The sequence below is a fragment of the Collinsella sp. AM38-1BH genome (genome assembly GCF_003467545.1).
Taxonomy (GTDB): domain Bacteria; phylum Actinomycetota; class Coriobacteriia; order Coriobacteriales; family Coriobacteriaceae; genus Collinsella.
In genome coordinates, this window is sequence record NZ_QSHC01000011.1 from 73,707 (window position 1) to 87,978 (window position 14,272).

The following is a 14,272-nucleotide window of genomic DNA, read 5'->3' on the forward strand; positions in this document are numbered from 1 at the left end:
CAAACTGCGACTCTTTGTTTTTGCATGCTCAATCGATTTATCAATCCAAACGCTGAGGTGTTTATACCGTTCGCCGAGAAGATAAAAAACCGCAGTTCACGCCTTGATAAACGTAGGTAAAGTGTTTAGCAGTTTATCGGCCGTATGCTAACGAAAGGAATCAGGCAGATGGCAATCAAGGTGTTCGCTGACGGTGCAAACCTCGAGGGCATGCTCGACATGTACGAGAACGGCAACGTTCAGGGTTTCACGACCAACCCGTCCCTTATGAAGAAGGGCGGCGTGACGGATTACCGCGCGTTTGCCAAGGAGGTCCTGGCCCATATCACCGATGTGTCCGTCTCGTTTGAGGTCTTTGCCGACGACGTCGAGACCATGGAGGTCGAGGCGCGCGAGATCGCTACCTGGGCCGAGAACGTCTACGTCAAGATTCCGTGCGTGACCACCGAGGGCGAGTCCACCGCCGAGCTGGTGCGCAAGCTTTCGGCCGACGGCATCAAGGTCAACGTCACCACCATCTTTACGCCTACGCAGGTCGATGAGATGGTCGAGGCCGTTGACGCCGAGACGCCGTCCATCATCTCGCTCTTTGCCGGCCGCATCGCCGACACCGGCGTCGACCCCATTCCGTTTATGACGGAGTCGGTCAAGAAGGCCGCCGCCAAGCCCAACTGTGAGGTCCTGTGGGCGTCCACGCGCGAGCTCATCAACATTTACCAGGCCGAGGCCTGCGGTTGCCAGATTATCACGGTACCCAACAGCATCCTGGCCAAGCGCAAGAACATCGGTCGCGACCCGTACGAGGTCTCGCTCGACACCGTCCGCGGCTTTGCCAAGGATATCGCCTCGCTCGGCTTTCATATTCTGCCGTAAGCAAGGGTACCCCCTGTAGCGACGTGCAAAATCGCGAGTATTCAGCAAGGTAAAGGTCTTTATCAGTTAACCGAAGCATGGAACGGCCCCCGTTTTGGCTCTGACGACGCTAAAACGGGGCTGTTTTTTTGCTTTTTCGTCTCTGTGGGGCGTTCGGAACGGCGGAATTTGCAGAATACTCGCGATTTTGCACGTCGCGAGAGGGGGGACCCTTGCTTTAAACAGTTTACTTTCCCTGCACCATGGTGAGGGAGATCTTCTTGCGGTCGCGATCGACCTTTTCGACCCACACCTTGACCGTGTCGCCGACGCGCACCACGTCGCTGGGGTGCTTGACAAAGCGGTTGGCCAGCTTGGAGATATGTACGAGGCCGTCCTGGTGCACTCCCACGTCGACGAAGGCGCCAAAGTCCACAACGTTGCGCACCGTGCCCTTGAGTTCCATGCCGGGCTCCAGGTCGTCGATGGAAAGCGCCGAGCGGCTAAAGACCACCTCGGGTGCGTCGTCGCGCGGGTCGCGACCGGGCTTCTTGAGCTCGTTGACGATGTCGATGAGCGTGAGGGTGCCGCAGTCTAGGTCGCTTGCCAGCGTCGAGATACTGCCCAGACGGCGCTCGATGTCGGGTACGCCGCCGCGGCTGAGCTCGCTGGCTTTAACGCCGGCGCGTTCCAAGACGGATGTGGCCACTTCGTAGCTCTCGGGGTGGACGCTTGTCGCGTCGAGCGGGTTCTTGCCGCCGCTAATGCGCAGGAAGCCCGCGGCGTTGAGATATGCCTTGGGGCCCAGCTTGGGGACCTTCTTGAGCTGGCGGCGATCGGTAAAGGCGCCGTTTTCCTCGCGGTAGGCCACGATGTTTTTGGCCACGCTCGGCGTGATGCCCGATACATATCCCAGCAGGCTTGCGCTCGCGGTGTTCACGTCGACGCCCACGCGGTTGACGACGTCTTCCACCACGTGGCCCAGAGTGCGCGAGAGCTCGGCCTGATCAAGGTCGTGTTGGTACTGGCCAACGCCGATGGACTGGGGCGGAATCTTGACGAGCTCTGCCAGCGGGTCTTGCAGGCGACGGCCCAGGCTCATGGCGCCACGCACGGTGACGTCCAGGTCGGGATATTCCTGGCTGGCGAGCTCGGAGGCGGAGTACACCGACGCGCCGGCTTCGTTAACGATGGTGTAGCGAAGGCTGGGCGCCTGCTCGGCGATGAACTCCGAGACGACTTCCTCGGTCTCGCGGCTGGCGGTGCCGTTGCCGATGACGATGGTGTTGACGCCGTCCTTCTTGACGAGGCGAGCGAGCTCGCGCTTGGTGCCGGCGACGTCATGGCGCGGCTTGGTGGGGTAGACCACGCCGTGGTCGAGCAGCTTGCCGGTCTCGTCCATGACGGCGACCTTGCAGCCGGTGCGGTAGCCTGGATCGAGCGCGAGCACGCGGGCGCCGCGCACGGGGCGCGCCGAGAGCAGGCCCTCGAGATTCTTGGCAAAGACGTTGATGGCCTCGGTCTGGGCGCGAACGGTGAGCTTGGCGCGGGCCTCGCGCTCCAGCGAGGGGGCCATGAGGCGCTTGTAACCGTCGGCGATGGCGGCGTCAAAGACGGGCGCGAAGACGCCCTGGCGTCGGGGCCAACGGCTGCCGAGGCGTGCCGTGGCGGCGGCGCCGTCGACGTTCACGCGCACGCGGAGCTTGCCCTCGCGCTCACCGCGGTCGATAGCCAGCACACGGTGGTTGGGGATGCGGCGCAGCGGCTCATCATAGCTGTAGTACGGCTCGTAGGGAGTCTTCTCGGCGGGGTCGGTTGCCTCGACGACGATATCGGCGGTGTTTTGCGTAAAGGCGCGCAGGTCGGCGACGTTCTCGGGGTCCTCGGCCACCGTCTCGGCCACGATGTCCGCCGCGCCGGCGAGCGCCTTTTCGGGCGTGTCGAAGCCGGCCTCCTCGTTGACGTATGCCGCGGCAGCGTCGAGTGCGCTGCCCTTGGCCGAGGCCTGCATGATGATCATGTTGGCAAGCGGCTTCAGGCCGGCCTCGCGGGCCTTCTGCGCGCGGGTCATGCGCTTTTTGCGGTAGGGCTTGTAGAGGTCCTCGACACGCTGGAGCTGCGTGGCCTCGCGAATCTGCTGCTCGAGTTCGGGCGTGAGTTTGCCCTGGGCGTCGATGAGCAGAATGACGTCCTCTTTGCGCTGCTCAAGATTGCGCAGGTAAGACAGGCGCTCGTCGAGTGCGCGCAGGGCGACGTCGTCCATGCCGCCCGTGGCTTCTTTGCGGTAGCGCGAGATAAAGGGGATGGTGTTGCCCTCGTCGATGAGCTTGACGGCTGCCTCGATGTTGGCGGCCTTAAGGTTGAGCTCGCGGGCGAGCTGGGCGATAAGATCCATGGGACTCCTTGCGTTTAAGGTGCGTTTGCAGCACAGGGCTACCAAGGATACCACCCGTCCCAAAAGGCTGTTTTGGAGCCGCGCCACGAAAACGACCCATCTACTACGTTTGAACCGCATGGGTCGACCGTGCCTGGTTTTACCGGAAATCGGCAAGCCGTCTACCTGCGGCTTTTATTTCGCAAAATTCGGCATGGTTGAGGGTAGTCGGTTAAACGTAGTAGATAGGCGCATTTCGTGGCGAACGAACCAAGTCGAGGTGCAAAATAGCCCCTGCCCCAGAAAAATCGTCGGCAAGGTAGCAAAATGCCCTGCGGGCAGGAGGCTGCTCGCAGGGCAAAGAAGAGGGGCTTGTTGGTGGCGGACCGAAGGGACTCGGCATGGGGTTTCTGCCGCGGTCGCTCTTAAGGCATTACAGCTCGACGAGCTGGCCGGTCTCGGCGGCCTCCTTGATAGCGTTAAGCAGCGTGAGCGTCTTAACGTTATCGGCGGGGGTCACGACGGGCTCGACCTCGCGGCGGACAACCTTCACAAAGTGCTTGAGCTGCATCTTGTGCGGCAGTGCCGGGTCGACGGCCGGAATCTCCATCTGCAGCGGCTTGTGCCAGTTAGAGGCGCCGTCGTAGGAGAACTGGTGCAGGCGGGGCAGCGACAGGGCGCCCAGGGTTCCGCCGATAAAGTAGGCGTCGGCGTCGAAGGGGCGGTACTGCGGATCCTCGCGAGCGGTTGCCTCCCAGTTCCAGGGGCTGGCGGTGGCGTCGGAGATGGTCATGCTCGCGAGCGCGCCGTCGGCAAAACGGACGTTGACCACGGCGGAGTCCTCGGTCTCAAAACCGCGGGCGGCGCTGGACTGCATACCCTGGACGGCAACGGGCTCGCCCAGCAGGTAGCGGAGCAGGTCGACGTCGTGCACCAGGTTGACCAGGATCGGGCCGGCGCCCTTCTTGCGGCGCCACTCGACATCGAAATACTCGTCGTTCTTATAGATCATGTAGTGGAAGCTCGACACGGTGAGCTTGCCCAGTTCGCCGGACTCGATGATCTCCTTGGCCTTGTTGACGAAGGGGTTGTGGCGACGGTGCTGACCCACGAGCACGGGCACGCCGGCGGTCTCGGCCTCGGCGGCGAAGGCCTGAGCATCCTCAAGGTCGTTGGAGATCGGCTTTTCGACCAGCGGCACGATGTTGCGCTTTACAGCCTCGCGAGCAACGCCCAGGTGCAGGTCGTTGGGGGTAGCGATAATGACGGCCTCGGGCTTGATCTCGTCCATCATCTGGGCGGGATCGGTGTAAAACGGCACGCCGGCGGCCTCGGCCGTGGCGCGGGCGCCCTCAAAGGCGTCGGCGATGGCGACGAGCTCGGCCTCGGGCTCCTCGGTGACAAAGCGGATGTGGTTGCGGCCCATGGCGCCGGCGCCGATAACGGCAATGCGGACGGGGTTGAGCTCAGACATTTCGACTCCTTAATACTGGTGACCGGTGGGATGCGACAAAGGGGCTGTCCCTTTGTCGCATCGGTAAAACTAGGCAGACTTCTTCTTGCTGTCGGAGACCATCATGTAGACGGTGAGCACGACGGCGATGGCGGCGATCACAATGGCGCCGTAGAAGGACTGCTGGTAGGCGGCGCTGCCGGCCTCGGCGTGATACAGCACGGCGGTGATGGGCTGGCTGATCCAGGTGGAAGCGGCATAACCCAAAAACATGATGCCGTAGTTGACGCCGATGTTGCTGGTACCGAAGGCGCCGCCGGTGAGCGGCGGGTAGATGACGAGCAGGGCGCCAAAGCTAAAGCCAAGCAGGGCGAGCGCCACAAAGAACATGGCCTGCGTAAAGCTCATCGACATGATGACGAGCGCGACGATGGTGACGACAAGGCTGATGAGCAGCGACTTATAGGCGCCGAGCTTGTCGATGATCTGGCCAAAGGACAGACGGCCGACCAGGTTGGCGCAGGTGTTGACGGAGACCACCACACCGCCGAGGGCGACGGCCGCGGCGCTCGTGGGGTCGGCGAAGAGCTGGACGGCGGCGATGGAGGCAACCTTGCCCACGAGCAGGGTGCCCGCGGTGGCGGCAAAGGCGAAGGTGACGATGAGAACCCAGAAGCGCGGGGTCTTGACCATCTCGCCCGGGGTGAGGTCGCCGAAGGTGCCGGCATGCGCGCCGCCCTTGGGGGCCTCGAAGCCCTCGGGCAGCCAGCCGGCCTCGGGGGCCTTCAGGAACAGGGCGGAGGCGGCGATCGTCACAAAGAAGATGACGCCGAGTGCCTTGAGGGCGCCAAAGATGCCCAGGCTTGGGATGAGCAACGAGGCGAGCACCGGGGACAGCACGGCGGGGCCGGCGGTCGAAGCGGCCAGGGTGATGCCGGAGGCAAGGCCCTTTTTGTCGATGAACCACTTTTGACCGGTGGTGAGTGCCGGGTTGTAGCCCAGGCCGTTGCCGATGGCGGCGACGAGCGAGAACCACAGGTAGAACTGCCACGGCTCGGTGACGGTGCCGGACATAAACCAGCCCAGGCCGTAGCACACAGCGGCGGCGATCACGACGTTGCGCGGGCCGATCTTATCGGAGATGCGGCCGGCGAAGATGCCCGTCACGGCCATGATGGTCTGAAAGACCGGGAAAGCCCAGGTAAGGGCGCTCGACCACTCGGGGTAGACGGCGAGCAGGTTCTTGCTCACGACGGAATACAGCGCGATGGAGCTGATAAAGAACATGGTGACGCACGCGGCGGAAAGCACGACGGCGCGACCCTTGTTGGAGTTGGTGGAAGCCATTGGACTCTTTCTAATCGATACGGGGGAGGAGCGGGCGTGTCCGCGGGACCTCCCTGTCAGGTTGGTTTACTGGTCAGTCGGCTTGGCGACGCCGGACTCATCGGACCAGAGCTCGACACCCTTGTTCTTAAGGTAGTTGTCGGCATAGGCGCGACGGCCGCCGGGCTTGGCGGTGAGGTCGCCCATCATGTTGGAGAAGCCGCCGTCGACCTTGATAGCGTCGCCGGTGGTAAAGTCCGAGCGCGTGGACGCCAGGAACATGACGGCGTTGGCAATATCGCTGACCTCGCCGATGCGGCGCGTGGCGATCAGGCGGCTGCGGCTCTTTTCGACCTCGGGATCGGCGTAGAAGTTGGCCGACATCGGGGTCTTAACGAAGCAGGGCTCGACGCAGTTGGAGCGGACGCCGTAGGGGCCCCACTCGGCGGCGAGCATCTTGGACATCATGTTGACGCCGGCCTTGGTGGAGCTGTACACGCCCGAGAACGTCTCGGGGGAGTGGCTGGCAACGGTCGAGATGTGCACCAGGCGACCCTGGCCGGCCTTGATCATCTCGCGACCAAAGCGCTGCGAGGTGATGAAGTAACCAGTGAGGTTGACGTTGAGCACCTGCTCCCAGTCGCTCAGCGGCAGGTCCTCCATGGCGGCGAAGCGCAGGATGCCGGCGGTGTTGACGAGGACGTCGACACGGCCGAAGTCGGCGATGGTGGCGTCGACGGCGGCCTGAACCTCGGCCTCGTCGGTGGCGTTCATCTTGTAGCCCTCGGCGTGGATGCCAAACTCGGCGGCGAGGTCGGCGGCTGCGGCCTTGACCTTCTCTTCGTCCAGGTCGAGCAGGACGACGTTGGCGCCGTTGCGGGCGAACTCGCGGCAAATCTCGACGCCCATACCGCCGAGTGCGCCGGTCACGGCGCAGACATCGCCCTCGAGCTTAAGCCAATTGCTCATAGGAACTTCCCTTCTTGTGCCTCCCGGTGAGTCGCTCCCATTAACCGACCCACGTGGTTTTCGCAGGTTATCGTATGCTTTGCATTTGCGCAGGTGAATTGCATATTTGTTAGAATGGCGTTAACCGTAGGTTTATAGCTCGCAAGACGATGTGTCCCTAATTTAGTGTGTGACCTGCCAAAACGACCCCCTTGGCAGTTCATTGCCATACGTCTGGAAACAGGAGATTGACGTGTACGATCGACGACTTGAGGCCATATCGGCCGCCGCGGAGCTGGGAAGCTTCTCGCGTGCGGCGGCAAAATTGCGCGTGTCGACCCCGGCGCTCGTCAAACAGGTGTCGGGATTCGAGGCCGAGTTCGGCATCACGTTGTTCGAGCGCTCGCATTCTGGTGTTAAGGTGACGCCGGCAGGTGCTCTGCTGGTGGACGATGCACGTTCGATCATGCGGCAGTCCGAGGACGCGCTGCGCCGTGCCCGACGCGCGGCAGGCGATGGCGGGGCCGTGCGCCTGGGCGTGTCGATGATGTGCCCGGGGCGCCAAACGCTGTCGATGTGGTCGGACATCCACGATCTGGAACCATCGCTGCGATTTGAGATCGTGCCGGTAAGCGACCTCTATGACGAGCGCGAATCCGTCATGCGCAGCTTGGGCCGCGAGGTGGATGTAGTGCAGTCGAGTTTTTCTACTCCACGCTGGGGCGACGCCTGCCAAAAGCTTCGCATCGTTAACGTGCCGTTTTATATCGACCTGCCGCGCACGAGCCCGCTGGCGCGCAAGACGCGCATCACAGTTGCCGACTTAGAGGGTATGCGCCTGCGCGTGCTCCGTCACGGCAACGACGCTATGGACAGTCTGCGTATCGATCTGTTGGCCGACGGCGGCGTAGACGTGATCGACGTGGACAGCTTTGACTTTGCGCTCTTTAACGAGGCAGAGGAAAAGGGCGACGCGGTGCTCACCTGCGGCGCATGGTCGGGGGTGCACCCGGCCTTTGTGGGCGTGCCGTTCCTGTGCGGGCGAGAGGTGCCGGTCTTTTTGCACTATCCGCTCGAGCCCACCCTCCAAGTACAAAAATTCGTCAACGCCATGGCCCAACTCCTCAAGTAGCCAAAAGAGTCCCGTCCCAAATTAGCTACCCTTTGCTACGGGTTTAGCGGTCCTCGCGTTGCGGCCCGGCTGCCTCGGCTGTCTTTACGCGGTTCTTATCGACGTACATGTTCTTGTCGGCCTGGGAAAAGAGCTCGCGCATCGTAGGCGGTTCATCAAAATCACTGGAAAGCGCATAGCCCACCGCATAGCTGATAGGCATGTCGGGGTGAGCCTCGGAATACTCGTTCACGTTCGCACGAACCCGAGCGAGACAGGACTCCACGGCAGCCCGATCGGCATCCCACAGCACCGCGATAAACTCATCGCCGCCGTCGCGGCCCACAAAGCACGTCTCGGACGCCACACTTCCCAGTTGCCGGGCAAAAGAACGGATGTATTCGTCGCCCTTCTCGTGGCCGAAGCTGTTATTGACCGTATGCAGATTGTTAAGGTCGAAGACGCACACCGCAACGGGCGCCTCCGCGGAGACAGGCTGCTCCTGCCCCAAGACCTCCTCGCACTTGTTCTTGTTGGGCAGTCCCGTGGCTTCGTCGAGATAGACTTTGCTCTGCAGTTCGCGATTGAGCGCGGCAGTTCGCACCGCGCGAACAAGTTCGACCGCAAAGGTCGCCACCAAGCCCATGATGTCGATGATCACCAGGCCCTCGAGATAGTTGAGTGCCGACGCCTTCTCCTGAGAGTAGTCCTCTGCGAGTCGCGTAGCATCGTCGCAAATGCCAAAGAACTCCTCGCTCATGGAGATGATGTCGGTGTTCTCATAGCCGACTTCGCGCACGCGGATGATCTCGGTGCAAAGCTCATCAAAATAATTTGCAAGCTCGGTCATTTTTGCCTGATACTCATCGTCGTCGAGACGGACGAGGTTGAGGTCGTCACTTCCGTAACGCAAACCGTTGATGTATGAATCCACGGCTTTAAGCAGGTCATCTTGAGGCTGGCCCGCGTCCTCGAGCTTAACGATTCGCTGCGTGGTACCGCGCACCAGACCGGCGTAGTTGACCACACGCGCCGTGCCCTGGATATCGGAGACGAGCAGCATAACATTGATGAAGAAGAAGATGAGAACTGCCGTGAGCACCATCATGAGCAGGCGCACCGCCTGGCCGGCCTTCTTGGCGACAGAAGTATTCACAAGTTCACTCCCCTAAATGACAAAAGAACAGGTAGCACGCAGTGTGCTGAAATTCATGGGTGGTTAACTCTACCATATGGGCCAGCAGCCTCAAACTGCAGCAGACGCTCGTCCAAATTGGCGTGACGCTTGCCTTGTTGTTCTTGACCTGGCCGCGCTATCGGACATGCTTCTGGTCTTGGATCACCATGGGAAAGCTCATCCCGTTTTGTGCGTCTAGAGTGGGATGCGGTTTCCCAAAGGTGCCGTTAGGGGAAACCACATCCCGGTTTATGCCCTTGAAATGGGATGTCGTTTCCCGGAGGGGGCCCAGCGGGAAACGGCATCCCATTCTGGGCCCGAAAAGTGGGATACGGTTTCCGGCCGGCATGAAAAAAGCCTCCGCAGCTCGTGTGGCTGCGGAGGCTTTATTCGTTGCGGTGCATTGTGTTTGGGTCGTTGAGATGAGTCGATTTGCCCCGAAAGAGGAGGGCATTGATCTTAGGGTCATGCCCGACGAATGAGCGGCAAATCGGCCATCTCGGCGAGCCGAACTACTCCAGCTCAAACGCTCCGGTATAGAGCTGGTAGTAATACCCGCGCTTGGCAATCAGCTCGTCGTGGTTGCCGCGCTCGATGATGCGGCCGTGGTCCAGACAGATGATCGCGTCGGAGTTGCGCACGGTGGACAGGCGGTGCGCGATGACAAACGTCGTGCGGCCTTCCATGAGCTTGTCCATGCCGGCCTGCACGATAGCCTCGGTGCGGGTGTCGATGGAGCTCGTGGCCTCGTCCAGAATCATCGCCGGCGGATCGGCGACGGCGGCGCGTGCGATCGAAATCAGCTGGCGCTGGCCCTGCGACAGCTGTGCGCCGTTGCCGGTGAGCATGGTGTCGTAGCCGTCGGGCAGGCGGGTGATAAAGTCGTCCGCGCCCGCGAGCTTAGCCGCCTTGATGCACTCCTCGTCGGTGGCATCCAGATTGCCGTAGCGGATGTTATCCATCACGGTGCCGGTGAACAGGTTCACGTCCTGCAGCACCACGCCCAGCGAGCGGCGCAGATCTGCCTTGCGGATCTTGTTGACGTTGATGCCGTCGTAGCGGATCTTGCCGTCGGCGATGTCATAGAAGCGGTTAATGAGGTTGGTGATGGTCGTCTTGCCGGCACCGGTGGCGCCGACAAACGCGACCTTCTGGCCCGGCTTGGCAAACACAGACACGCCGTGCAGCACCTCGTGGTCGGGCGTGTAGCCAAAGTCGACGTTGTCCATGACCAGGTCGCCGCGCAGCGGCACGTACTCGATCTCGCCGGTTGCGCGGTGCGGATGTTTCCACGCCCACATGCCGGTGTGGTGGTCGGCCTCCTCGAGCTGCCAGGTGTCGGGGTTCACCTGAGCGTTGACGAGCGTCACATAGCCTTCGTCGGCTTCGGGCTCCTCGTCGATGAGCTCAAAGATACGGTCGGCGCCGGCGAGGCCCATGACCACGGCGTTGATCTGCTGCGAGATCTGGCCGATCTGTCCGCAGAACTGCTTGGTCATGTTGAGGAACGGCACCACGACGGCGATGGACAGCGCCATGCCCGAGATGCTCAGGTTGGGCACGCCCAGCGCCAGGAAAATGCCGCCTGCCAGTGCGACCAGCACGTAGAGCAGGTTTCCCAGGTTCATAAGGATGGGCATGAGGATGTTGGCGTACATGTTGGCCTTCTGCGAGACCTCGAAGAGCTTTTCGTTGCGCTCGTCAAAATCGGCCTCGGCGGCAGACTCGTGGCAGAATGCCTTGACGACCTTCTGACCGTTCATGACTTCCTCGATATGGCCCTCGACAACGCCGAGCTCGGTCTGCTGCGCAATAAAGAAGCGCGCGGAGTTGGAGCCGAGCAGCTTGGTCATAAAGGTCATAAAGGCGACGCCTGCCACAATGACCAGGCACATCCAAACGCTGTAGTACAGCATGATAAAGAACACCGTGACGATGACGATGGTCGTCATGAGCAGGTTGGGCAGCGACTGGCTGATCATCTGGCGCAGCGTGTCGATGTCGTTGGTGTAGTGGCTCATGATGTCGCCGCGCTGGTGCGTGTCGAAGTAGCGAATCGGCAGGTCCTGCATGCGGTTGAACATCTTCTCGCGAAGCTTCTCGAGCGAGCCCTGCGTGACGATGGCCATGGCGCGGTTCCAGAACAGCGAGGACAGGATGCCGACGCCGTAGATGCAGGCGAGGGTGGTCACGAGCTGTGCGATCTTGGGCTGTGCAGCTTCCCAATCGCCCGACTGCCACGATTCGCTAATAATCTGCAGGGCGCTCTGAAGGAAGGTCGCGCCGATGGAGTTGATGATGGCGCAGAGCACCACGCCGACGACGACGAGGGGCAAAAGCACGGGGTAGAAGCCAAAGAGCGTCTTGATGAGGCGCGACATGGTGCCGCCCTTGCGGTTGAGCGCGCGCTCGGCGGTCGTTGCCTTACTCATGTGCCTCGCCTCCTTCCTGGGTCTGAGCTTGTGCTGCAGATGCCTCGGTGTCGGCCTCGACGGCCCCTTCGCCCTCGGCAGACATCTTGTTCTGCGAGGTAAAGGTCTCGCGGTAGATCTCGCTCGTCTTGAGCAGCTCATCGTGGTTGCCGATCTGCGCGATGCGGCCGCCCTCCATGACGATGATGCGGTCTGCATCCTGCACGGAGCTAATGCGCTGGGCGATGATGAGCTTGGTCGTGTTGGGCAGATAGCTTGCCAGCCCTGCGCGAATCTTGGCGTCGGTCTTGGTGTCGACGGCGCTCGTGGAGTCGTCCAGGATTAAGATCTTGGGGCGACGCAGCAGGGCACGCGCAATGCACAGGCGCTGCTTCTGACCGCCGGAAACATTGGAGCCGCCCTGTTCGATCCAGGTGTCATAGCCCTTGGGGAAGCCGTCGACAAACTCGTCGGCGCAGGCCAGATGCGCGGCCTCGCGGACCTCTTCGTCGGTGGCGTTCGGGTCGCCCCAACGCAGGTTCTCGGCAATCGTGCCGCTAAACAGCACGTTTTTCTGCAGCACCATGGCCACCTGGTGGCGCAGGGCGTCCAAGTCGTAGTCGCGTACATCCACGCCGCCCACGCGCACGGTACCCTCGGTGGCGTCGTACAGGCGGGCGATGAGGTTTACGAGCGTGGACTTGGCCGAGCCGGTGCCGCCGATGATGCCGATGGTCTCGCCGCTCTTAATGTGCAGGTCGATATTGTCGAGCGCCTGGCGCTTCGCATGCGCGGAATACTTAAAGCTCACGTGGTCAAAGTCGATGGAGCCATCGGCGACCTCGAGCACGGGCTCGGCGGGATCGGCGATCGTGGGCTCGGCGGCCAGCACCTCGGTGATGCGGTGCGCCGATTCGTCGGCCATGGTCACCATGACAAAGATCATCGATAGCTGCATCAGGCTCATGAGGATTTGGAAGCCATAGGTAAAGATCGAGGAGAGCTGGCCCACGTCGAACAACGTGCCCTGGCTCGTGATGATGAGCTTGGAGCCCAGGTAGATGATGACGACGAACGCGCCGTTGACGCAGATGTTCATCATGGGGTTGTTAAAGGCCAGCAGCTTCTCGGCGCGGGTGAAGTCCATTTGGACGTCGCGTGCGGCGGTCGCGAACTTCTCCTTCTCAAAGTCTTCGCGCACATAGCTCTTGACCACGCGCATGCCGGTGACGTTTTCCTCGACGGACTCGTTAAGGGCGTCGTACTTGTGGAACACGCGCGAGAAGATGGGACGCACCTTAAAGATGATAAAGAACAGCCCAAAGCCCAGCAGCGGAATGATGACCAGGTAGACCATGGCGACGCTGCCGCCCATGATAAATGCCATGGTAAAGGCGAAGATCAATACCAGCGGCGCGCGCACGGCGATACGGATGATCATCATAAAGGCCTGCTGCACGTTGTTGATATCGGTGGTCAGGCGCGTGACGAGCGAGGAGCTCGAGAACTCATCGATGTTGGCAAAGCTGAACGTCTGGATCTTGTAGAACAGGTCGTGACGCAGGTTCTTAGCGAAGCCGCAACTCGCATGGCTGCAGGTGACGCCGGCAGCGGCGCCAAAAGCAAGCGACGTCAGCGCGATGAGCACCAAAAAGCCCGCGGTGGGAAGCATCTCGGCTACGGTGGTGCCATCTTTGATGGCGTCGATCAGGTTGGCGGTGATAAATGGAATCAGCATCTCGCAGAGCACCTCGCCAAGCACGAGCAACGGCGTGGCAACGGTGACTTTTATATAGTCGCGGATGCTGCCCATGAGGGTTTTAATCATCCAGTTCCTCCCAGGTTACACGGATTTTCTCGAGCATTTCGGCGAGCTGCTCGCGCTCGTCGTGGGTGAGGGCACCAAAGGCCTGCTCTCTAAAGCGAATGCGGGCTGCCTGGTCGATGCGGGCGTTTTCCCGGCCGGTTTCGGTCAGGCGAATGGTGAGCTGCCGTCGATCCTTGGGGTTACGGCTGCGCTCGATGAGGCCGTTGAGCTCGAGCTTGGACAGGATCTCGGAAAGCGACCCCGGCTTGAGGTCAAAGTGCATGCCGAGTTCTTGCTGCGACATCTCGCCGCCGGGTTGCTTGGCCAGCAGGCAGATGATGGGCGCCTTGCCGGACACGCCTCCGCCATGAAAATGCATGTAATGGCCGCAAAAGCCCAGGCCATTGAGGATGCGTTTGGCAAGCTTGTCTTCTGAGCTAACCGCTTCGGGTGCATCCGCCGGCTGTGACGGGTCGCCGCCGGGCTCGTGCGAACAAAGGTTAAGAGGTTCATCGCACATGAATTAGTTTTGCTCCTTTCTTTAGTTAGGTAGTGGAATTGTTTTGTGCCTAACCAATCTAGGAGCATGAGAAATGAATGTCAAGGTACCAAACTAGTGGTTACGCGGTTTTACCAAACCGCGTAGCTGCTCGACGCTGCAAACGGCCCCAAGTGGCAATCTGACGTTCAATTTCAAGGGCGCGACCAGAGGGTCAGCGCCCTTTCATTTCACGTCACCTTGCTCGCTTGGGGCCGTTTTCGCTCATATGACCCAATCCGCTGTCAAGAGCCACAATGGCCCCGCCGACCGCT

At 61.2% G+C, this 14,272-nt stretch carries 10 protein-coding genes; 2 read left to right on the plus strand and 8 right to left on the minus strand.

Features of this window, described 5'->3' with window-relative positions; translation table 11 throughout:
* Positions 1–168 precede the first annotated feature (168 nt).
* A complete protein-coding gene (locus DW870_RS06135; protein WP_233504658.1) occupies positions 169–873 on the plus strand; it encodes a transaldolase in 705 nt (234 codons plus the stop codon).
* Between the two features lie 226 nt (positions 874–1,099).
* On the opposite strand, the gene DW870_RS06140 is transcribed toward DW870_RS06135, so the two are convergent.
* The 4 genes from DW870_RS06140 to DW870_RS06155 form a co-directional block, all read right to left on the minus strand.
* Complete coding sequence (locus DW870_RS06140) at positions 1,100–3,247, minus strand: Tex family protein (protein WP_117770402.1); 2,148 nt, start codon at positions 3,245–3,247, stop codon at positions 1,100–1,102.
* A 412-nt stretch (positions 3,248–3,659) separates the two neighbouring features.
* The gene (locus DW870_RS06145) at positions 3,660–4,700 is read right to left on the minus strand and encodes a Gfo/Idh/MocA family protein (RefSeq protein ID WP_117770401.1); all 1,041 of its coding nucleotides are present in this window, start codon (positions 4,698–4,700) and stop codon (positions 3,660–3,662) included.
* A gap of 69 nt (positions 4,701–4,769) precedes the next feature.
* Positions 4,770–6,026 (minus strand): MFS transporter, encoded by a 1,257-nt coding sequence (locus DW870_RS06150; RefSeq protein WP_117770400.1) that lies wholly within the window; start codon positions 6,024–6,026, stop codon positions 4,770–4,772.
* 66 nt (positions 6,027–6,092) lie between these two features.
* Complete coding sequence (locus DW870_RS06155; RefSeq protein ID WP_117770399.1) at positions 6,093–6,974, minus strand: SDR family NAD(P)-dependent oxidoreductase; 882 nt, start codon at positions 6,972–6,974, stop codon at positions 6,093–6,095.
* A 232-nt stretch (positions 6,975–7,206) separates the two neighbouring features.
* Here DW870_RS06155 and DW870_RS06160 point away from each other — a divergent pair, with 232 nt between their 5' ends.
* Complete coding sequence (locus tag DW870_RS06160) at positions 7,207–8,085, plus strand: LysR family transcriptional regulator (RefSeq protein ID WP_117770398.1); 879 nt, start codon at positions 7,207–7,209, stop codon at positions 8,083–8,085.
* Between the two features lie 43 nt (positions 8,086–8,128).
* On the opposite strand, the gene DW870_RS06165 is transcribed toward DW870_RS06160, so the two are convergent.
* From DW870_RS06165 to DW870_RS06185, 4 genes are all read right to left on the minus strand, one after another.
* On the minus strand, positions 8,129–9,220 hold the full coding sequence (locus tag DW870_RS06165) for a GGDEF domain-containing protein (RefSeq protein ID WP_199573619.1): 1,092 nt from the start codon (positions 9,218–9,220) through the stop codon (positions 8,129–8,131).
* 533 nt (positions 9,221–9,753) lie between these two features.
* Positions 9,754–11,673, minus strand: a complete 1,920-nt coding sequence (locus DW870_RS06175) for an ABC transporter ATP-binding protein (protein ID WP_117770396.1) — start codon at positions 11,671–11,673, stop codon at positions 9,754–9,756.
* Entirely contained in the window at positions 11,666–13,480 is a 1,815-nt protein-coding gene (locus DW870_RS06180) for an ABC transporter ATP-binding protein (RefSeq protein WP_117770395.1), read from the minus strand. The genes DW870_RS06175 and DW870_RS06180 overlap by 8 nt, the downstream gene beginning before the upstream one ends.
* On the minus strand, positions 13,473–13,979 hold the full coding sequence (locus tag DW870_RS06185; RefSeq protein WP_117770394.1) for a MarR family winged helix-turn-helix transcriptional regulator: 507 nt from the start codon (positions 13,977–13,979) through the stop codon (positions 13,473–13,475). Before DW870_RS06185 ends, DW870_RS06180 begins: the two co-directional genes overlap by 8 nt.
* Positions 13,980–14,272: the final 293 nt, after the last annotated feature.